The organism is Maritalea porphyrae (assembly GCF_027213965.1).
Classification (GTDB): Bacteria; Pseudomonadota; Alphaproteobacteria; order Rhizobiales; family Devosiaceae; genus Maritalea; species Maritalea porphyrae_A.
Map to the genome: position 1 here is coordinate 335,939 of NZ_JAPWGX010000004.1, position 20,584 is coordinate 356,522.

24 protein-coding genes are annotated in these 20,584 nt (G+C 50.5%); 13 read left to right on the forward strand and 11 right to left on the reverse strand.

Features of this window, described 5'->3' with window-relative positions:
* Window positions 1-33: 33 nt before the first annotated feature.
* From O4H47_RS14435 to O4H47_RS14445, 3 genes are read left to right on the forward strand one after another with little or no spacing between them, the layout of a single operon-like run.
* The gene (locus tag O4H47_RS14435) at window positions 34-411 is read left to right on the forward strand and encodes a response regulator transcription factor (RefSeq protein WP_269394709.1); all 378 of its coding nucleotides are present in this window, start codon (window positions 34-36) and stop codon (window positions 409-411) included.
* A gap of 7 nt (window positions 412-418) precedes the next feature.
* Entirely contained in the window at window positions 419-667 is a 249-nt protein-coding gene (locus O4H47_RS14440; RefSeq protein WP_269394710.1) for a hypothetical protein, read from the forward strand.
* Complete coding sequence (locus O4H47_RS14445; protein WP_269394711.1) at window positions 664-3,387, forward strand: ATP-binding protein; 2,724 nt, start codon at window positions 664-666, stop codon at window positions 3,385-3,387. Before O4H47_RS14440 ends, O4H47_RS14445 begins: the two co-directional genes overlap by 4 nt.
* A gap of 7 nt (window positions 3,388-3,394) precedes the next feature.
* Here the strand turns inward: O4H47_RS14445 and O4H47_RS14450 are convergent, their stop codons facing one another.
* Window positions 3,395-4,042 carry a YitT family protein gene (locus O4H47_RS14450; protein ID WP_269394712.1) on the reverse strand — a complete coding sequence of 216 codons (648 nt, stop codon included), beginning with the start codon at window positions 4,040-4,042 and terminating at the stop codon, window positions 3,395-3,397.
* 105 nt (window positions 4,043-4,147) lie between these two features.
* Entirely contained in the window at window positions 4,148-4,384 is a 237-nt protein-coding gene (locus O4H47_RS14455) for a hypothetical protein (RefSeq protein WP_269394713.1), read from the reverse strand.
* Window positions 4,385-4,479: 95 nt separating this feature from the next.
* Between O4H47_RS14455 and O4H47_RS14460 the strand changes: the two genes are divergently transcribed.
* The 4 genes from O4H47_RS14460 to O4H47_RS14475 all read left to right on the forward strand — a co-directional run bounded on the left by O4H47_RS14460 (window position 4,480) and on the right by O4H47_RS14475 (window position 6,497).
* A complete protein-coding gene (locus tag O4H47_RS14460; protein ID WP_269394714.1) occupies window positions 4,480-5,373 on the forward strand; it encodes a LysR family transcriptional regulator in 894 nt (297 codons plus the stop codon).
* Between the two features lie 137 nt (window positions 5,374-5,510).
* Window positions 5,511-5,714 (forward strand): hypothetical protein, encoded by a 204-nt coding sequence (locus O4H47_RS14465; RefSeq protein ID WP_269394715.1) that lies wholly within the window; start codon window positions 5,511-5,513, stop codon window positions 5,712-5,714.
* A gap of 63 nt (window positions 5,715-5,777) precedes the next feature.
* Window positions 5,778-5,987: a hypothetical protein gene (locus O4H47_RS14470; RefSeq protein WP_269394716.1), complete on the forward strand. Its 210-nt coding sequence runs from the start codon at window positions 5,778-5,780 to the stop codon at window positions 5,985-5,987.
* 81 nt (window positions 5,988-6,068) lie between these two features.
* The gene (locus O4H47_RS14475; RefSeq protein WP_269394717.1) at window positions 6,069-6,497 is read left to right on the forward strand and encodes a hypothetical protein; all 429 of its coding nucleotides are present in this window, start codon (window positions 6,069-6,071) and stop codon (window positions 6,495-6,497) included.
* Here O4H47_RS14475 and O4H47_RS14480 read toward each other — a convergent pair.
* Window positions 6,482-7,897 (reverse strand): helix-turn-helix domain-containing protein, encoded by a 1,416-nt coding sequence (locus O4H47_RS14480; protein ID WP_269394718.1) that lies wholly within the window; start codon window positions 7,895-7,897, stop codon window positions 6,482-6,484. The genes O4H47_RS14475 and O4H47_RS14480 overlap by 16 nt on opposite strands.
* Before the next feature lie 268 nt (window positions 7,898-8,165).
* Here O4H47_RS14480 and O4H47_RS14485 point away from each other — a divergent pair, with 268 nt between their 5' ends.
* From O4H47_RS14485 to mce, 6 genes are all read left to right on the forward strand, one after another.
* On the forward strand, window positions 8,166-9,698 hold the full coding sequence (locus O4H47_RS14485; protein WP_269394719.1) for an acyl-CoA carboxylase subunit beta: 1,533 nt from the start codon (window positions 8,166-8,168) through the stop codon (window positions 9,696-9,698).
* A gap of 53 nt (window positions 9,699-9,751) precedes the next feature.
* Window positions 9,752-10,144 (forward strand): endonuclease domain-containing protein, encoded by a 393-nt coding sequence (locus O4H47_RS14490; protein WP_269394720.1) that lies wholly within the window; start codon window positions 9,752-9,754, stop codon window positions 10,142-10,144.
* Window positions 10,145-10,161: 17 nt separating this feature from the next.
* Window positions 10,162-10,539 carry a RidA family protein gene (locus O4H47_RS14495; RefSeq protein ID WP_269394769.1) on the forward strand — a complete coding sequence of 126 codons (378 nt, stop codon included), beginning with the start codon at window positions 10,162-10,164 and terminating at the stop codon, window positions 10,537-10,539.
* A 239-nt stretch (window positions 10,540-10,778) separates the two neighbouring features.
* A complete protein-coding gene (locus O4H47_RS14500; RefSeq protein WP_269394721.1) occupies window positions 10,779-12,785 on the forward strand; it encodes an acetyl-CoA carboxylase biotin carboxylase subunit in 2,007 nt (668 codons plus the stop codon).
* The gene (scpA, locus tag O4H47_RS14505; protein ID WP_269394722.1) at window positions 12,782-14,926 is read left to right on the forward strand and encodes a methylmalonyl-CoA mutase; all 2,145 of its coding nucleotides are present in this window, start codon (window positions 12,782-12,784) and stop codon (window positions 14,924-14,926) included. Before O4H47_RS14500 ends, scpA begins: the two co-directional genes overlap by 4 nt.
* Entirely contained in the window at window positions 14,923-15,333 is a 411-nt protein-coding gene (gene mce / locus O4H47_RS14510) for a methylmalonyl-CoA epimerase (RefSeq protein ID WP_269394723.1), read from the forward strand. The genes scpA and mce overlap by 4 nt, the downstream gene beginning before the upstream one ends.
* 167 nt (window positions 15,334-15,500) lie before the next feature.
* On the opposite strand, the gene O4H47_RS14515 is transcribed toward mce, so the two are convergent.
* The 8 genes from O4H47_RS14515 to O4H47_RS14550 all read right to left on the reverse strand — a co-directional run bounded on the left by O4H47_RS14515 (window position 15,501) and on the right by O4H47_RS14550 (window position 20,581).
* Window positions 15,501-15,632, reverse strand: coding sequence for a hypothetical protein (locus tag O4H47_RS14515; protein WP_269394724.1), 132 nt, complete (start codon window positions 15,630-15,632; stop codon window positions 15,501-15,503).
* Window positions 15,633-15,649: 17 nt separating this feature from the next.
* A complete protein-coding gene (locus tag O4H47_RS14520; RefSeq protein ID WP_269394725.1) occupies window positions 15,650-15,790 on the reverse strand; it encodes a hypothetical protein in 141 nt (46 codons plus the stop codon).
* Window positions 15,791-16,047: 257 nt separating this feature from the next.
* Entirely contained in the window at window positions 16,048-16,392 is a 345-nt protein-coding gene (locus O4H47_RS14525) for a DMT family transporter (RefSeq protein WP_269394726.1), read from the reverse strand.
* Window positions 16,393-16,422: 30 nt separating this feature from the next.
* Window positions 16,423-16,746, reverse strand: a complete 324-nt coding sequence (locus O4H47_RS14530) for a hypothetical protein (protein ID WP_269394727.1) — start codon at window positions 16,744-16,746, stop codon at window positions 16,423-16,425.
* Window positions 16,747-16,832: 86 nt separating this feature from the next.
* A complete protein-coding gene (locus O4H47_RS14535; RefSeq protein WP_269394728.1) occupies window positions 16,833-16,976 on the reverse strand; it encodes a hypothetical protein in 144 nt (47 codons plus the stop codon).
* A 29-nt stretch (window positions 16,977-17,005) separates the two neighbouring features.
* Entirely contained in the window at window positions 17,006-18,295 is a 1,290-nt protein-coding gene (murD, locus tag O4H47_RS14540; protein ID WP_269394729.1) for a UDP-N-acetylmuramoyl-L-alanine--D-glutamate ligase, read from the reverse strand.
* The gene (locus tag O4H47_RS14545; protein ID WP_269394730.1) at window positions 18,285-19,622 is read right to left on the reverse strand and encodes a hypothetical protein; all 1,338 of its coding nucleotides are present in this window, start codon (window positions 19,620-19,622) and stop codon (window positions 18,285-18,287) included. Before O4H47_RS14545 ends, murD begins: the two co-directional genes overlap by 11 nt.
* Before the next feature lie 68 nt (window positions 19,623-19,690).
* Complete coding sequence (locus O4H47_RS14550) at window positions 19,691-20,581, reverse strand: metallophosphoesterase family protein (RefSeq protein WP_269394731.1); 891 nt, start codon at window positions 20,579-20,581, stop codon at window positions 19,691-19,693.
* Window positions 20,582-20,584 lie beyond the last annotated feature (3 nt).

The window sequence follows — 20,584 nt, forward strand, 5'->3', positions numbered from 1 at the left end:
AGGGGCCGGTCTCAGCACGCGGGAGGAATATACGTGTCTGTAGACGTTTTGATTGTCGAGGATGAGCCAAGCATCCTTGATTCGCTGGATTTTATTCTCAAACGGGCGGGCTGGAACATCAGCGCGGTAACAGATGGGGATGCCGCTATTGCGGCGGTTGGTGAGTTGCGCCCAAAAGTTGTGGTGCTCGATGTTATGCTGCCCAAGAAGTCTGGGTTTGAAGTGCTTAAACATTTGCGCGGGCAACCCGGTACAAAGGATTTGCCCATATTGATGTTGACGGCGAAAGGGCAACAGCAAGATCGCCGGATTGCAGAAGAATTGGGTGCAAATGGGTTTGTCACCAAGCCCTATTCAAACAATGAAGTGGTGGAAGCGGTGCGCCAGCTGATGGAGCAAGCAGCCGCTTGAGTGCGTAATGGCCGGTCGTAAACGTAGTGAAGGATTTGCGTTTTTTCTCCCCGTCGTTGGGGCGATGTTGGTTATGCCGCCTATTGTTATGCTGTTTGATGTGGACGTTAGTGTCTTTGGTTTTCCACTGATCGTTGCCTACATGTTTTTTGTTTGGCTGTTTTTGGTGGTCGCTTCTTGTGTTCTGACACGCGGGTTGCCACGCGCGGAAACTGAAGTGAAAAAAGCTGACACACATGCGGAAACTAAGCCATGATTTCCGCCAATCTTGTCATCCTTATTGCGGTCGGTTATGTGGTGCTGCTGTTCGCACTCGCCTATTTTTCCGAACGTTGGGCAGAGGGTGACCGGGGCCATTTTTTGCGTTCGCCATTGGTTTATACGCTGGCTATTTCTGTTTATTGCACCAGCTGGACGTTTTATGGAGCTGTTGGGTCGGCCGCGAGAAGTGGACTTGAGTTTTTCGCCATTTACTTAGGACCGACCTTAGTTTTTGTGGGGTGGTGGTTTGGTTTGCGCAAATTGGTGCGCATCGGCCGCAATCAGCGCATTACCTCAGTTGCTGATTTGATTTCATCGCGCTTTGGCAAAAGCAACCGGTTGGCGGTTTTGGTGACATTGATCGCGGTCATTGGCACAACGCCCTACATTGCTTTGCAGCTTAAAGCGATCACCACTAGCTTGTCGGTGATCTCGTCCGACAGTATTTTGGCGGGTGTGGGAGATCGCACAGACGACAACCGCCTGGCGCTTGGTGTTGCTGCTGGAATGGCGCTTTTTACCATCCTATTTGGAACACGGAATGTGGATGCCAAGGAACAACACCATGGCGTTGTGGCCGCCATTGCGTTTGAAGCGATCGTAAAACTGGTGGCACTGATGGCCGTTGGCATTTTTGTTGTATTTGGAATTGGTGGCGGATTTTCGGAAATCTTTTCGCGGGCGGAAAGCGTTGGGGTCAATGTTTATGACAACGGTGGGTTTGGAACCCGCTGGGTGACAATTTTGGTGCTTTCTGCTGCAGCCATCATATGTTTGCCACGACAGTTTCAGATCACAGTTGTCGAAAATTCTGACGAAAACCATTTGCGCACTGCCAGCTGGCTTTTCCCCCTATATTTGTTGGGCATGAGCGTGTTCACCTTGCCTATTGCCATCGTGGGGTTGAACTTGCTTCCTGCTGGGACAGACCCTGATATGTTTGTGCTGACCCTTCCGCTGGCCCATGACCAAGAGTTGCTTGCCCTTTTTGCCTTTATTGGAGGGTTTTCGTCCGCCACATCAATGATCATTATCGCTTCCATCGCGCTTTCTATAATGGTCAGCAACCACATTGTTATGCCTATTGCGCTTAGAACGCCATGGATCGCTGATTCAGGCGATGGACAGGGGGTGACGAACTTGCTGCTCAATAGTCGGCGCGTTTCAATCTGCGCTGTGTTGGCACTTGGGTTTTTATATTTTTGGCTCACAAATGGGTCCGGTGCGCTGGCTCGGATCGGCCTAATTTCGTTTTCAGGCGTAGCTCAGTTCTTACCATCAATTATTGCAGCTCTTTATTGGCGCGATGCGACGTCAAAAGGCGCTGGCGTGGGACTGTTCGTCGGCTTTGCTGTTTGGGCCTATACTTTGTTTTTGCCGAGTTTTGTTGAAACGGGTGGCATAGTTGCCCAGTGGGTGGAAAATGGTCCCTATGGCATCAGTTTCTTGCGGCCTGAGGCCTTGTTTGGGCTTGAAGGTATTGATCCGCTTGTGCATTCGGTTTTTTGGAGCTTATTGGCCAACGCGGGACTTTTGGTGTTGGTTTCGCTTTCCACCAGCCAGTCCGCACTCGAACGCATTCAGAGCACTTTGTTTGTGGACGCGTTCCGGCGGTTGCCCGGTACTGAAACCCGGTTTATGCGCTCCTCAGCGGCCGCGAATGATTTGTTTTTTGTGGCACAACGTGTGCTAGGTGCTGAGCGCGCAACAGCCATATTTGATGACTATTTGAAACGAGAGGTTGGCAGTCGCGCGCAGTTTGAGCCAACGCCAGATTTCATAGCGCATTTGGAAAAAGAGCTTGCGGGCTCCATCGGGGCTGCATCGGCCCACGTTATGCTGTCGCAGGTTGTTTCAGGAGACAATATATCGCTGCAAGAGGTGATGCAGATCGCTGATGAAACTCAGCAAGTGATCGAATATTCGCAACAGCTTGAACAAAAATCCGAGGAATTGAAACAGACCGCTGAAAAGCTGCAGGATGCCAATGAAAAACTGCGTGAGCTTGATCAGGAAAAGGATGATTTTCTAAGTCAGGTCAGCCACGAAGTGCGCACGCCCATGACATCAATCCGCTCATTCTCTGAGATTTTGCTTGATCCTGAAGGCGTGACCAGTGAGCAACGGGCCCGGTTTTTGTCGACCATTCACACAGAGAGTTTGCGCCTTACCCTATTGCTCGATGAGATTTTGGACCTTAGCGCTTTGGAGCGCGGAGAAAAAACATGGGTAAATGAGCCTGTAGATGTCACTAAGGTGCTGCAGCGCGCTGCTTTAGTTTGCGACCCATTGGCGAAATCGTCCGGCATCAAAATGCGATCTTTAGCAATTGCTGATGCGCCTTTTGCTGATGCAAATGGTGACCGGCTCTGCCAAGTGTTTATCAACCTAATTTCAAACGCCATCAAATATAATGACAGCCAAAATCCTTATGTGGAATTGAGTATGAAACGGGTGGGGAAACGGCTACAAATTGAGTTTCAGGACAATGGGCCAGGCATTGCCCTGAAAGATCGTAAGCGCGTATTCAACAAGTTTTCGCGGGGTCATCGCGGTGTGTCCAATGCGCAAACCGGGTCTGGGTTGGGTTTGGCCATTAGTTCGCAAATCGTTGGCCATATGAACGGTAAATTGGATTTGGTGCGCGGCAACGGTGAGGGCGCGTGTTTTAGGGTCACCCTCAATCTCGTACCGTCACCTGAAATCAGCGATTAGCTTTTGATTACTTTTTGCTGTGTTTTTCTGCCACAAAAGCGCCTGAAAACCCAACGTAGCGGCCGGGTCTAAAGTTCATCGCGATCACGAGATTGAGCACCAATGCACCAACAATTGAGAGCATGACTTTATCTATGGGTAGCACAAAAAACGCACCCACAAGAATTGCCATATCGATACCCATCTGCAAATAACCCGCGCGAATGCCGTAGTTTTCTTGCAAGAAAACCGCCAAAATATTGACGCCGCCCAGACCTGCTTTGTGGCGGAAGAGGATCAATAATCCTGTGCCCATTAGGATGCCGCCAATGATGGTCGCAAAATAGGGGTTTAAGTGCTCAAAGCTGATCCACGTTGGGGTGACCTGTACAAGTACAGAAACAAGCGCAACCGCGCCGAATGTTTTGATCGTATAAGAGGGCCCAAGGCGTTTCCACGCCAACCAGTAGAAGGGCAAGTTGAGCACGAAGAACAAAGCGCCAAAGCCAAATGGGGTCACATAGTTGAGCAAAAGTGCAAGGCCGTTGATGCCGCCAGTACCCAATAGGGTATGTTTGTACAAGGTGACGCCTAAAGCAACCAACAGGGTTCCAGTAACAATGGCAATTACATCTTCATGCCACTTGTGTTGAATGTCCGTTGCTGGCTCTACCATTTGCCGATTTCCATTTTCTTTGAATTTGCTGGCCAAGGGCTATCGGCATTGTGCACTTTTGGCAAGCGCTTTGCGGCGCGGCGGGTGACCGCGCCACAATGGATGTTATTGAATTTTTTCAATAAAGCTGTTTGCTGCGAAGTTAAATATAAGCGCAGAAACAACTGCAAGTGGAATGGCGTAAGGGGCAACTTGGCCAAGTGCGTTTCGCCACGCTGGCCAAAAGGGTGCGCCTTCAGGAATGATTTGCAGCACCAAGATTGCTGGCAAGCATGTGACCATCACGATCATTATGCCCAAGCCAACAATAGGTTGGCGCAGGCGGGCTGGTAGTTTTTGCATTGGGTCTCTCCAGAATGTTGCAAGTTTCATTCTTCCTGTTTAATGTTTCAATATTGTTGGGTATATATTGAAATTGGTAAGTTGAAATTGCATTTATGAAATCATTGGATTTGAACGCTTTAAGCTGGTTTTGCGAGATGGTGGAAGCTGGCAATATGACCTTGGCCGCTAAGCAGCTTGGTGTGTCGGCACCCACTTTGTCGCGCAATTTGGTACAACTTGAGGAGCGCGTGGGCCAAAAGCTGTTGCATCGCAGTGCCAAGCGTTTTCAGCTCACCACGGCTGGCGAGCGCTATTATAATGCGCTAAGCGCTGGATTTTCCCATTTGCAAGAACAGATTTCACTGCTGAGTGACGATGGGGAAACCTTGCGTGGTTCCATTCGGGTGTCTTGCCCAGAATCAATGGCGATTGACTATTTACATGGCTGGGTAGTGGAGTTTTTAAAGTTGCATCCAGAAGTGGATATCAATCTTAAATTCGCGATCAATGATCAGCAATTCATTGATGAACAATTGGATTTGTCGTTGGTTGTGTTGCCGCCGACCCAGCCCGGGTTGGTGCAAAAGAAAATCTTTGACACAGAAATGTGGGTGGCTGCGTCGCCAGAGTATTTGGCAAGCCACGGCGCACCAACGGTGCCGCAAGATTTGCCAAAGTTTGATTTGCTCACTTCGGACCCGGCCAAGGGGTGGGGGTTTATCACACCAAATGGGCGTTATGAATTAACCCCTACGCCGCGCTATGTCATCAGTTCAATTCGTGGTGTGGTTGATGCGGCTGTGAATGGTTTGGGGATCGTTTATGGTCCAAGGTTTTATCTGCAAGCGCCCGTAGATGACAAACGTTTGGTGCGTTTGCTTACCGACTTTAAGACCGAGTTGCGCCATGTCTACATGGTCTATGCGGACAAAAGGTTGATGCCGACGCGAGTGCGCGCATTTAAGGCTTACGTTGAGGAGCGCTTGATGAAATTCTCAATGCTATAGTGCGTGCGACCAGGTTGGGTTTCTTTGGTTTCCGGCTTATTGCCACTTCCTCTACAATTTGAACAATCATTCTAACTGGGCCTTATTTCGGGTTTGGTAAAGTGCTCCTTGAAGTTTTGAATTCAGGGAGAAGCGGCATGAGCTCGCTTTCAAGCGTTGGGCGCGGATATTCCATCACCCAACCAATTGAAGATCAGATGAAAGTCACCATCGCCAAAGCGAAGCTGAGCGCGGTGGAGGCGGCCAATACCGCAAAATTGACCGCGCTAAATCAGGTGGTGGAAGAGTTGCATCTTACCGACACCCAAGGCGTCGGCACACTGCTGGATATTGATGTTTAGTTTTTGAGAAAGTGCCTTAGTGAATGTGTTGCTAAGGCTGCAACCTTATAGGAGGGAAGATATATGAGTGCAGTAACAGGTTTGGGCTTGGCCCCAGTATATGAGCGACCGGATCCGGTTAAACAACATTTGGATGTGGCGCGCGAAGGCGAAAAACGCGAAAAAATTGAAGCCACGGACAAAGAAAATATCCAAGTGCTGCAAGAACGGCGCGAGCAGATCAAAGCGCCTGTGAACAAAGGTGAGGGCACATTGGTCGACAAAGAAGTCTAGCCTATACCCAATGCGGGAATTGAATTGGCCTAACGGCTCGATCTAAAGACGGACCAGTTTCAACAAAGGAATTGGTCCGCAATGACGAAGTTTAATCAAAGATTTGTCCGCGCATTTTGCATCTATGACTTTATGGGGCTAGGGCTTTTTGCGCTGCCGATTGTCAGTAGTCAGCAAGTGGTTACTTACAGCTATGCCAATCAAATGTTGGGCGGCATGCCCCTAAGCGTTGAAGACCCATTTGCCCAACTCAGCCTGTGCTTGCTTGGGTTGTTGGTAATTGCGTGGGGAATATGGCGGTGGATGGATGCCTCGCCACAAATTGCATTTTTCGAAGGCTGTTTGCGGTTTGTCTATGGCCCGGCCATGCTCTGGTTCGGCATTCAATTTGATATGCCCATATTTGCTCTTGCTGGAATTGCTGACCTAGCGATTGGGCTTGGTCATATGTGGAGCGCAAAGCGCGCTGGTTTCTCGTTTGGCAGGGCGTTCGTTCAAACAATCTCATAAGGCACAACGTTTCGCTCATCTGGCGAGATAGAAATCTCTGCGGCGATGGGGGGAACGGAGCGTTGGGAGCAGTTGCGGCGTTCGCAGATGCGGCAGGAAATACCGATGGGATCGAATGCAGCGGTGTCAGAAATGTCCAAGTCTTCTGAATAAATCAGTTTATGTGCATGGGTGATTTCACACCCCAAGGCATAGGCATAGCGACGCGTTGGTTGGCGATATCCACCGGCGCGTTTTTCGTTGATCCAAGCAAGGCACAAATATCGGTTGCCGTCGGGCGTTTCAGCGCGTTGGCGGATAATTTCTGTTGGGAATTCAAAGGCGCGGTGCACGTTCCACAAGGGGCACGCGCCGCCAAAGCGGGCGAACTGCAAAGCGGTTGCGGAGTGGCGTTTGGTGATGGTGCCTGCTTGGTCAACCCGCGCGAAGAAGAACGGTATGCCGCGGTGTTGGGGGCGTTGCAATGTCGATAGGCGATGCGCCACTTGCTCTAAGCTCGCGCCAAAACGGTTTGCCAACACCTCAATATCGTAACGTACGATCTCGGCTTCTTTGAGAAAGGCGGTATAGGGCATCAGCAATGCGCCAGCGAAATAATTGCCCAACCCGATGCGGCAGATGGCGCGTGCTTCTGGGCGTTTAAAGTTCGCTTTCTCCAAAATATCGTTGACCAGGCTCGCTTGTTCCAGCAGGGCCAATTGGTTGGCCAGTTGAAAGAACTGCGTGGGTTTTTCAAGGGAGGCATTAATACGGATAATCCGTCTGGTGCGGTCGAACTGACGGATCATGTCGCGCTTGTTGGGCAGTACAAACTCTACGTTGAGTTCATGCACTTCCGTGCAATAGGCCACAAGTCGCTCAAGCTTTTGGTGGTGGTTCAGGGAGGCTTCTTTGGACAATTCTTCGGCAGCGCGGTCCAAGTCATCCACATAATTGTCGGCATAATGAAAGAAGTCACGCACCTCTTCATAAGAGGTTTGCAAATTGCCCGATTGTTCACGCATCAAAACGTCATCCACACCTGCCATGCGCTCGTTTGATTTTTTATAGGCTTCATAAAGTCGTAAGAAGGCATGTGCCGCATCTGGTGTGTTGGTGGCGAGGTTTTTCAACTCCTGCAAACCCGGTGGAGCATCGGCAAATATTGGGTCGGCGAAGATTTCTTTGAGATCAACAATCAAGCGATCTGATTTGTCAGCGAGTAGGGTGGTGACGTCCACATTGAAGGTTTCGGCCAGCCCAAGCATGATCGAAGCGGTAACCGGGCGTTGGTTATTCTCGAGCTGGTTCACATAGCTTGTGGAGATATCCAAGCGATTGGCAAACTCGGCTTGGGTAAGCTTGTTGGTTTCGCGCAATGCCCGAAGCTTGATGCCTGCAAAGATTTTGCGTTGTGCCATAGTTATTCCTTGTTGCCGCCACCGGTCGCTGCGCTCCAATCCCCGGCACCCCAGCCGGAGTGTCAGCCATTTGCTTTGGTCGGACCTAGACCCTCACGTAATTGGCAATGCGGCCTGGGAGGCAGATATGTACAGTTTCACAAATTACACAATTTTACAATTCACAATGTGAAAGGAGTGTTCTTGTACACCTTTTCAGCCCTTCGCATGGAACGGGCGACACGCTAGGCTGTGCCCAACAAATCAAAATGAACACGCGGGGCACCTCATGCAGGAAATCATTGAGCAGCTAGAACACAAGCGCGGCGAAGCTCGTTTGGGCGGCGGTCAGCGCCGGATCGATACGCAGCATGGCAAGGGCAAGCTAACCGCACGTGAGCGTTTGGATGTGTTGCTCGATCCGGGCAGTTTTGAAGAATATGACATGTTTGTCACCCATCGCTGCACTGATTTTGGCATGGAAGAAAACATCATCCCCGGCGATGGGGTGGTGACCGGTTGGGGCACCATTAATGGCCGTTTGGTCTATGTGTTCTCACAAGATTTCACCGTTTTTGGCGGCTCGCTTTCTGAAACCCATGCGCAAAAGATTTGCAAAATTATGGACTTGGCCGTGCAAAACGGCGCGCCTGTGATCGGGCTGAACGATAGTGGCGGCGCGCGTATTCAAGAAGGTGTTGCTTCGCTTGGCGGCTATGCGGATGTGTTCTTGCGCAACGTGATGGCGTCTGGCGCGGTGCCACAAATTTCAGTCATAATGGGCCCATGTGCGGGCGGTGCCGTCTATTCACCTGCCATGACTGATTTCATCTATATGGTGAAAGACACAAGCTATATGTTTGTCACCGGTCCTGACGTGGTGAAAACCGTTACCAACGAAACAGTGACCCAAGAAGAACTGGGCGGTGCTTCAACGCACTGTAAGATTTCTTCAGTAGCAGACGCGTCGTTTGAGAATGATGTTGAAACATTGCTCGAAGTGCGCCGCTTAGTGGACTACTTGCCCCTAAATGCAAATGAAAAGGCCCCGAAGGTTGACGTAAATGACGTCGTTAATCGCCCGGATATGAGCCTTGATACCATCATCCCGGACAGCGCCAATAAGCCATATGATATGAAAGAGGTGATCTTAAAAATCGCAGACGAGGGTGACTTTTTGGAGCTCCAAGCCGAACATGCGGCAAACATATTGACCGGCTTTATTCGGCTAAACGGCCAAACCGTGGGGGTTGTGGCCAACCAGCCGATGGTGCTGGCCGGGTGTTTGGACATTAACTCATCCAAAAAAGCAGCGCGTTTCGTACGCTTTTGTGATGCGTTTAATATCCCCATTCTAACCCTGGTTGACGTGCCTGGCTTCCTCCCCGGGACAGCGCAGGAGTATGGTGGCATCATCAAGCATGGCGCCAAACTCCTGTTCGCCTATGCCGAAGCAACAGTGCCAAAAGTTACCGTGATTACCCGAAAAGCCTATGGCGGCGCCTATGACGTTATGGCCTCCAAGCACATCCGTGCGGACGTCAATTATGCGTGGCCAACGGCTGAAATCGCCGTGATGGGCGCAAAAGGCGCAACCGAAATTCTGTACCGCGCTGAATTGGGCGACGCCGACAAAATCGCCAAGCGCACAAAGGATTATGAAGACCGTTTCGCCAACCCATTTGTGGCAGCCGAGCGCGGCTTCATCGATGATGTGATTATGCCGCACAACACCCGCCGCCGCGTGGCGCGGGCGTTTGAAACGCTAAAGAACAAGCAACAGTCGATGCCCAAGAAAAAGCACGACAATATTCCGTTGTAGGGAACAAAAGACCGTTTCCCTCCCCCTGGTGGGGAGGGACTAAGGGTGGGGGGATGAGCAAGAAACGCGCAAGAGAGTTGCGACAAAATGCAACCCCACCTGAAAAGGAAATGTGGAAAATGTTACGCACACTGCGCGCGGATGGTTTTCACTTTCGACGGCAAGTGCAGCTAGGGCCGTATTACGCAGACTTTGTCTGCCACTCGGCCAAGTTGGTGATTGAAATTGATGGCGACACGCATGGGTCGCCGGAGCAAATGGAATTTGATCGGAAACGTGATCGGTTTTTGCAAAGGTACGGATACACAGTTTTGCGATTGACCAATGCTGAAGTGATGAAAAACATGGAAGGGGTATTTGATGTGGTTCAAAATGCGCTTGCGTCGTCCCCCCACCCCAACCCTCCCCACGATGGGGGAGGGAGCAGAATGAGGAACAACAAATGACTGATCCACTATTTCATATGATTTCAGATGGTCCACGGCCGGTGGCGCCATTTTCTCATGCAACCGAAGCCAATGGTTGGATTTTTGTCACTGGGCAAATGCCGACTGACCCAAATGCACCGGACGCGCCGTTGCCGGAGGGGATTGAAGCGCAAACTATCCGCGTGATGGAGAACCTCAAGATTGTTTTGGCGGGTATCGGTTTGGACCTGAGCCACGTGATGATGGCGCGGTGTTATTTGACGGATTTTTATGGCGACTATGCGCAGTTCAACGAAACTTATCAGTCGTTTTTCCCAGCGGATCGTCGTCCCGCGCGCACGACAATTGGCGTGACGGGTTTGGCGCTTGAGGCGCTGGTGGAAATTGATTTTGTGTGTCGTCGGCCTGAGTAAACCAAGTGGTTCCCTCCCTCGTCATCCTCGGGCTTGACCCGAGGATCCATCGGGAATGGTCAGCGCTACATGGGTTGTCGGGTCAAGCCCGACAATGACGAAGAAAAATGGACGTGCTTCTTTGCCCTCGGGGCATTCCCGGACTTAATCCGGGATCGAATTGAAATAGGTCCCGGATCAAGTCCGGGACAGCCTAAACATAAACTCTCGCATTGCGCGAACAAGGAATGGATGAGCAAATGTTCTCAAAAATCCTAATTGCTAACCGGGGTGAAATTGCCTGTCGGGTGATTAAAACTGCCAAGAAAATGGGCATCAAAACGGTTGCTGTTTATTCAGATGCGGACCGCGAGGCGCTGCATGTGGAAATGGCTGATGAGGCTGTGTACATTGGTGGTTCGCCAGCGGCTGAAAGTTACCTGCTTGCAGACCGGATCATTAAAGCCTGTAAGGATACAGGCGCAGAAGCGGTGCACCCGGGTTATGGATTTTTGAGCGAAAACGCTTCATTTTGCGAGGCGTTGAAACAAAATGATATTGTCTTTATTGGCCCACCAACCAAAGCCATTGAGGCGATGGGTGATAAGATCACTTCGAAGAAAATTGCGGCTGAAGCGAACGTTTCAACAGTTCCTGGGCATATGGGATTGATCGAAGACGCGGAAGACGCGGTGAAGATTGCCAACAAGGTTGGCTATCCGGTGATGATTAAGGCTTCGGCCGGTGGCGGCGGCAAAGGCATGCGGATTGCCTGGAACGATTCCGAAGCGCGTGAGGGTTTTGATCGTTCAAAATCTGAAGCTGCATCAAGTTTTGGCGATGATCGGATTTTCATTGAGAAATTCGTCACCGACCCGCGTCACATTGAAATTCAGGTGCTGGCCGATAGTCACGGCAATTGCATTTATTTGGGCGAGCGCGAATGCTCCATTCAGCGCCGCAACCAAAAGGTGATTGAAGAGGCGCCTTCGCCGTTTTTGGATGAAGAAACACGCAAAAAAATGGGCGAACAGTCTTGCGCTTTGGCGCAGGCGGTTGGTTACACAAGCGCTGGCACGGTGGAATTCATCGTGGATGGCGACAGAAATTTCTATTTCCTTGAGATGAACACACGGCTGCAGGTGGAACACCCTGTAACCGAAATGATCACAGGGATAGACCTAGTGGAGCAAATGCTCCGCGTAGCGGCGGGCGAAAAGCTTGCAATCGGCCAAAATGAGGTCACGCTCAATGGGTGGGCAATTGAGTCCCGGCTTTATGCTGAGGATCCCTATCGCAATTTCCTCCCCTCTATTGGCCGTTTGACACGTTATCGCCCGCCGTCTGAAATTACTACCGATGCCCTTATTGTGCGCAATGATACTGGGGTGTTTGAAGGGGGCGAAATCTCCACTTTTTACGATCCTATGATCGCTAAATTGTGCACGTGGGCACCCGATCGTTTGACGGCCATTGAAGCCATGTCCGATGCGCTGGATGGGTTTGAACTTGAGGGCATTGGCCACAATATTCCGTTCCTTTCTGCCGTGATGGAGCAGGACCGGTTTAAAGAAGGTCGTTTGACCACTGGCTATATTGCTGAAGAATTCCCTGAAGGATTTGATGGGGTTGAATTGCCCAAAGCTTCACTGAAGCTTCTAGCCGGATTGGCCGCCCATATGGCCCACCAAATTGAGGGGCGTGGCTTTTCCGAAGCGACCACACTGGATCTGGCGCCAAATGGCAATCAGCGTAGCGTGATTATTGGCGAAAATCGTTTTGACTTCTCAGTGCAAAAAGACGCGGTGATTTGGCAGGACCGAGAAGACAATTTTGAAACGCTGATCCGCATCGACACGGACTGGGCGCCGGGCGATACGCTGGCCAAGGGGCGCGTGGGCGATGAAAAGCACATGGTGGTGCAGGTTAAACGCACCTCCTATGGGTTCAAAATGCGCTATCGTGGTGCGGACTTAAAGGTACAAGTATTGCTGCCCCGGGTCGCTGACCTGATGGAACACATGCCGATTAAATTGCCACCGGACATGTCTAAATATCTGCTCTGCCCAATGCCCGGACAAGTGGTGCGCATCGAAGTTGCAGAAGGCGATATCGTGGAAGACGGTCAGGCCCTTGCTATCGTTGAAGCCATGAAAATGGAAAACGTATTGCGTTCTGAAAAGAAAGCCCGCGTGAAGTCGATTTCAGCAGGCATTGGGTCTGTGCTGGCGGTGGATGAAGTCATCATGGAGTTTGAAGAGCTATGAGCATCAAATCCGACACATATGCCAAGTGGCAGGGCATAGCAGAGGGTGAATTGCGCGGCAAAGCACCTGCTGACCTTGAAACCCAATATGGCGAGGTTGACGTAAAGCCCGTCTATTTTGCGGAGGACGTGCCCCAAAGCGCAGCCGAAGCGATGCCGGGCGAAGCGCCGTTTACGCGTGGCGTGCGGGCAACCATGTATGCCAACCGCCCTTGGACGATCCGTCAATATGCGGGTTTTTCAACAGCGACTGAGAGCAATAAGTTTTACCGGCAGGCGCTTGAGAAAGGGCAAAAAGGCTTGTCCGTTGCCTTCGATTTGGCAACGCACCGCGGCTACGATAGTGACCATGAGCGTGTAACGGGCGATGTGGGTAAAGCGGGCGTTGCCATCGATAGTGTTGAAGATATGAAAGTCTTGTTCGGTGGTATTCCGCTGGATGAAATGTCAGTGTCGATGACCATGAATGGCGCTGTGATCCCTGTTTTAGCAATGTTTGTTGTTGCCGCTGAAGAGCAGGGCGTCAGCCAAGATAAGCTTTCGGGCACCATCCAGAACGATATTCTTAAAGAATTCATGGTGCGCAACACCTTCATTTACCCGCCAGAACCAAGCATGCGGATCATTGCGGATATTATTGCGCACACGGCCGAGTTCATGCCCAAATATAATTCGATTTCGATCTCTGGCTATCACATGCATGAAGCGGGTGCGACCGCCACTCAAGAGCTTGCCTATACGCTTGCTGACGGCATTGAATATGTTCGTGCAGCGCAGAAAAAGGGCTTGGACATTGATGCGTTTGCCGGGCGCTTGTCGTTCTTCTTTGGTATCGGCATGAACTTCTTTTCCGAAGTGTCTAAATTGCGCGCGGCCCGCACGCTTTGGGCCGACATCATGAAGGATTTGGGCGCGAAGAACCCGCGTTCGATGATGCTCAGAACCCACTGCCAAACATCCGGCGTGTCGCTGACCGAGCAAGACCCATATAATAATGTGGTGCGCACAGCTTATGAAGCGATGGCATCGGTTTTGGGTGGCACACAAAGCTTGCACACGAATTCGTTCGACGAAGCGATTGCTTTGCCGACGGAGACATCGTCTCGTATCGCGCGGAATACGCAGCTTATTTTGCAGCACGAAACGCGGGTGACAGACGTTGTCGATCCGTTGGGTGGTTCCTACTATGTGGAAAACCTAACGGCTGACATGGTGGCCAAAGCTGGTGCAATGATCAAAGAGATAGAAGCGCAAGGTGGCATGACCAAAGCCGTGCAAGAGGGTGCGCCAAAACTGGAAATCGAACGCGCAGCAGCAATCCGCCAGACGCGGGTTGATAAGGGCGAAGACGTGATTGTTGGCGTCAACCGATATCGGTTGGATCAAGAAGATGATCTGGATATTTTGGACATCGACAATAAGGCCGTGCGGCTTGAACAGATTGCTTCGATTAAGAAAATCCGAGAAACTCGGGACCCTGTTAAGTGGCAAGAAACCCTTGATGTTTTGCGTGACGTTGCCCGCACTGGCGAGGGCAATTTGCTCGCGGCAGCCATTGATGCGGCACGGGCAAGAGCGACGTTGGGCGAGATTTCGGACGCGATGGAAGAGGTGTTTGATCGGCATAAGCCGTCAACCAAAGTCATCTCTGGTGTTTACGATCATCAATATGGGGACGACCCTGAGTACAAAGCGGTCCAGTCGCGGATTGCAGATTTTGGCGTTGAACAAACGCGTAAGCCTTCGATTTATATCGGCAAAATGGGCCAAGATGGTCACGACCGTGGCGCAAAGGTGATCGCCACCGCGTTCGCAGACATGGGCTTTGAAGTGCATATTGGAGATCTGTTCGAAACACCAGCTGAGGTTGCGGATAAGGCCATTGCACTGAAAGTAGATAGTATCGGTGCATCTTCTTTGGCGGCTGGTCATAAAACACTGATCCCAGAACTCATTGATTTGCTCAATGAAAAGGGTGCTGGCCATATCTCTGTTTTTGCCGGTGGCGTTATCCCGGAGCAAGATTATCAACACTTGCGTGACGCGGGCGTCGCCGACATTTTTGGGCCTGGTACCAATGTGCTCGATGCGGCAAACGCTGTGATGAGCCGAATTGAAGGCAAGTTGAGGAACGAAGCATGATCGGTCGATTAAACCATGTTGCCATTGCTGTCCCTGATTTGGCGGCAGCGACGGCAAAATATCGGGATATGCTAGGGGCCGAGGTCTCTGCACCGCAAGGTTTGCCCGAGCATGGCGTGACGGTTGTCTTTGTGATGCTCGACAATACCAAAGTGGAGCTGCTTCATCCGCTGGGTGAGGAGTCACCGATTGCGGGGTTCCTTGCAAAGAACGCATCTGGTGGCATTCACCACATGTGCTTTGAAGTTGAGGATATTCGCGCAGCTGCCAAAAAACTCAGTGATGAGGGTGCCCGCGTGTTGGGTGACGGCGAGCCTAAAATTGGCGCGCATGGTTTGCCGGTTTTGTTTCTTCACCCAAAAGATTTTGATGGCACATTGATCGAATTGGAAGAGCTTCCAAAATAGCTAAAGCCTCGAACCATTGCTGGTCGAGGCTTTATGCCGCTCTCACATTCAATTCAATTCTCCAATTTTGGCAGTGCCAATTATCTGCTTTATTGCCACGTGCCGTCTAAGTGATTGGGAAGGGATGCCCGACCTTTTTTAAGGGAGGAAATGCCGGGCGCAATCGCTTAGTAAATTGCAGTGAATTGAGCTGGTGTTTGTTGAATCATTGAGGTGTTAGACATATTCACCGAAAAATCCAATGCTAGGCCTGCTGTAACCAACATAAATGCCAAAGTTGTTGCTGCTAGAGTTTTCATTTTTGTTCCCCGTTAACTTACTGCTTGTTTGAAACGTTTAAGGCGGCTGCTTGTTTCTGTCGCGCTTGTCTTTTCACTTGAACCACAGCCCGCGTATTTGGCTGGTGGTAGCCATAGACAATCAGCGACATCGAAATGGTCAATAGTAGAAATGCCATGTCAAAACCTCCTCAACGTGTACTGCTTCATGCAGCACATTGGGGACAGTTTGGACCAGAGCGATTTTCAATCTCCCAATAAACTAGGTAAAGATTTAGAAAATTGCGGAAACTGTTATATTTCAGTTGGTTAGCGGGATGGTTCATTGTGGAGTTGGTTAAAAAACCTGAAAAAAGCGCCCATTTGCAGCATGCTAGCCTAAATGAATAGTTAACATACTGAAAGATAATGGTATTTTATTGGAATGCGCGTTAATCTAATGAATGGTCGCGGATTTTGAAAAAAGATGAATGACCAGCACTCCGGCCAATATCATGCCCATACCGGTGATCGCCGCAAAATCGAGGGGTTGCTTATAGTAGAGCCATCCAAAAATTGAGACGGCGACGATACCAACACCTGACCAGACGGCGTAAGTTATGCCAAGGGGCAGCGTTTTAAGCGTAAGGCTGAGGAAATAAAAGGCAACACCATAGCCAACAACAACAAGTGTTGAGGGAATGGTTTCAGTAAACCCATCAGACGCTTTTAGGGCAGAAGTGGCAACGACTTCGCCAATAATGGCGAGCAGAAGATAAAGATAGGCAGCGGGCAAACTCATTTCCAATTCGTCGTGTTGCGTGTTTTGAAATTATCGCGAGAAGCCCGCAACCAGCATGTCGCCGCTCACAAACCCATAGCCGGTGTTTGTCAATTCGCCATTTTCCATCCACGACATTTTAAAGATTTCACCACTCGCAACAATTGTGAGGTCAAGCTTTATGACTTTGCCTTGCAACCAATATTCGACTTTATAGTCGCCTTCGTAGGAGTCTGACTTGGCGTTTGATGATTTTGCCAGCCCGATGCCGATTTCACTGTTCGTGCTCGCAGGGTCATCGTTGACCCACTCGGCAATCAATGTGCCGTCATCCTTGCCAAAGCGATATGTCACTAGTCCGAACGGATGTACCACAAAATATCTCCCAAAAAACTCTTTGAATCATACCAAACAAATTGGTTGGGTCAATTGGGTAAATTTGTTGCCGCACTTAGTGGGGGCTAGCCAACAACCAGTTGGGATAGAAAAAAGCCCCCCTTGCCGACAAATATGCCGGCGGCGAAAATGAATACTAGCACAACGAAAGCGAGCAGCGTAAATTCGCCTGCGTTTAGCTTGTGAATAAAGCTTTTAAGTTTTGTCATTCCAGTCCTTTTGCACGATCTGAGTATATTTACGAGATGAATAGCTCTTTTGCCAGTTCCACAAACTTCTCGCCTCGTTCCACATAATCGCGGAAGTGATTGTAAGAAGGGGCGGCAGGAGAGAGGATGAGTAATTCGAATTGCTCACGCTTTTTGGCCAGTTCGTTCATGGCTTGGGTGAGATTATCCGCTTCAAATATGTCGACTTCAATGCCAAGTTCCGCGATCGCTTCAACAAGCCGGTGCCCGGTGTTGGGCAGGCAAGCTATTGTTGTAACTGAAGAGGTGCGGATATGATTGGCGAGGTCGTGATAATCCTGTTCGCGGTCGAAACCTCCAACGATTAGGCCAATGGGGTGATCAGGATAAGTGGCGAGCGCTGCTTTTGTGGCTTCCGGTGTAGTTGATATTGAATCATCAACAATCGTTAGGCCACCGATTTGATGTTCTTCTAATCGATGTGCTGGGGGTGCGAAGCTCTTAAGGCCCTCAAGGATTGCTTCTTCGCTTGCGCCAAGGCCTAGGGCAAGTTTGGCGGCAATCATCATATTGTCGGCGTTGTGCGGGCCCTTGAGTTTTGATTGGCGCATTGTGCCGTGTAGGGCCGCCACCATTTCAGCGGAAGGCCCGGGCAATTCATTTGCATATTTGGGCAGGTTGGCTTGAACCTTTTGGTTCACCGCCGCTTGCGAACCGAGTGCATAACCATAGCGGCCATCGCGGCGCAACAGATTCATTTTGTCGTGGTAATATTGTTCAAGGCTGCCGTGCCAATCCACATGTTCGGGGAAAAGGTTGGTAAAGCCGACATAATCTGGTTGCAATTGTAGGTCGGCAACTTGGTAAGAAGAGAGCTCCATCACGATGATATCGTGGTCATCAAGGTCCAATGGGGCAACGCCGAAGTTTCCGCCCAAACAGGCATCTAACCCTGCGCATTTGAGCATTGTTTCGGTCAATTTTACGGTTGTGCTTTTGCCTTTTGTGCCGGTGACAGCGACGACTTTGGTGTCGCCGCGCCGATATTTGGCCCAAAGATTGATATTGGTGGTAATTTCAACGCCCGCCTTTTTGGCAGCGATCAACTCTGGCTTGTAAATCGAGACTCCAGCGGAGCGCACCAAAAGCCCGACTTCTTTTTTGTCGATTAAGGTCTGCAGCTGAGCGGGGGAGATTTGCGTGCAATCTTGGACGTCCGCATCGCCGCTATCTACTGTTACATAGACCTTGGTAAGCGGTGCGACTTCGCTCAAGAATTGTCTTGTGGACCTTGCCTCACGGCCTGCGCCGTAAAGAACGACTGCACCATCAATTTGCATTGCCAAACTCTTTTGTCTTTATCGATTTATATATTTGCTCAGGGATAGCATGGGCATCGCTGGGCGTCATCAATTCGTCCCATGCCGTGTTGAGTTTGTTCGCGCCGTAGAATGCTTCCAGCTCTGGGGCGAGGGTTTTTACAACCACCATATTCTGCCAGTCTTTGATTTTAGACAATTGCCAAAGCGCTGCGGCGGCTTCCAATATCTCACCAACACATTCCCAAGGTTTGTGGCCGGTTAGTCCCGAAAGGTCGCGCATGGGCGCAAGCTTGTTGGCGTCGTCCAAAACATTTGCCCCCACGATGGCGGTCAAACGCTTTGGAGATGTGAAGGGCGCAAAAATGAGCGACACGAAATGGCATTTGGGGCAATTGCCGCACCATCTCGCGGGGCCAGTTGCATCTTGTTTAAAGTTCTCGTTGCAGCTTGAAAATGCACCGTCAAACTTTGTCGAGCGTAAAAACAGGGCGGCGATGTGCAACTCGGAAAGCGGTCGCAACAAGGAGAAATAGCTCAACGCGCCGCCCGTTAGGCTTTCAAGTCCCTTTGCAAAGAGCTGCTCGAACGCCAAGCTTTTGGAATGTTGATGATTGACCTCACGGCCATCAAATTCCAGATTGCCTTCACTGGCAGAACGCTCATTGGACAGGATGATGTGGCTCTTTGTGTAGAGCAGGGCCACTAATGCGGCGATGATGGAGTTGATCGCGGTTGAGGGCACGTGGCCATTATAGAAACCGGGCTTTCCATTGAGTTTGAGCATCGATTGATCAAGATATCGACGCACAAAGAATGCAGGTTTCTCCATTCGCTCGATTGAGGAGATGATCGGACCCTTTGGGTTCACTGCAAATGGTGTGTAGGGCCATCCAGCCTCTTCCAACAAATTGATCGAAAGCAAAGAGTCTTTGCCCCCACCCACAAGAATTAGCGCTTCATTGGTGTTGGGGGGCGGCGACACACAGTTTTCAGTTGTGCGCAAGTCATATGTGATTTGCCCAAACCGCTCTAAATTGTTGCGGGCGTAAAACTCACCAAGACCGTTTTCATAAACGTCGCGCACAATTTCCTGTGCAGCGGTGGTGAGTTTTAGGGCGCTTGCGTCAATCGATTTAGGGGCAAGCAATTTATAATAGCTGACACCCAAAATCGCGGCAGCAAGATCGAGCATGCGGGCAAAGCTTTCTGACTTGGCCGCGTCGGTATTAAAACCAACGCCAAGTTCAAGCTTTTCGGTGAAATGATGGGGCCCAAGTAAAAAGTGAAGCTTTGCTTCACCTGTTTCAATATTAAACTCGGGTCGCTCGATGATGAATTTGGTCATGAATTACTTTTTATGGATTTGCGCGCTGGCGTCTAGGTATAAAGGTCGAATTCCGGCCAATTTCAGGTTTAGTCCAACATCATCTCGAGCCGTTTGGTGATGCCGTCTCCGATCCGTTGAAATCCAAACTCGCTCATTTGGCACTCAAATTTGCTGCCCACTTTGTGCACGTCAAAAAGGTTGTAGCGCGCCGGGGCATATTTGCCACCATTGCCTGCAGCGGCTGATGCAATACCGATCAGCGGAATATCGCCAGTTGGACCCTCTAAAGGGTGGATCATAGAGCGATGCAGATGCCCATGCAGCACCAGTTCGGCCCCTTGGTCCTTAATGACTTTTCTGAAGAGTTTCCGCCCCTTCAAACCGCGTCGCCAGATTTGCTTCACATCATCATGGGGCGGGTGGTGGATCATCACGATGCGGTAAAGCCCTGCATCTCTGGTGAGTTTTAAGATGTCGATCAAACGTTCTGCTTGGGCTTCATCAAATTCACCATGGGCGAAGAAAGGCGGGGTAGTGATGGCGCTTGAACACCCAATCAATGCCACACAGCCTTCTTGTCGCCAATAGGGGAATTGGTGGTCTGAAAGGGTCATGCCTTTCATATAGTCACCCCATTGCGCCGCGGCCTCTTCCAATCCCGATTTGACGTAAGCATCATGATTGCCGGGGATAACGGCAATTTGCTCGGCAGGTCCCAGGTCTTCAAGCCAGGCGCGCGCAGCTTCAAACTCTCCTGGCAAGGCGAGGTTGACGAGGTCTCCCGACAAGGCGATGAGTTCAGGTTTTTGCAGTTTTAAGTGGGTGCTGAGCTGGGCCAAAAGCCCTTGCTGCATATTGCCGTGGCGCGACAATTTCCAGTTCGCGTATCCTGTGAGACGTTTGTTCATCAGCTCAAAAGGTGAGATGGTTGGCAGTGGCCCAAGATGGACATCTGAAATATGGGCGACTTTTGTCATGTG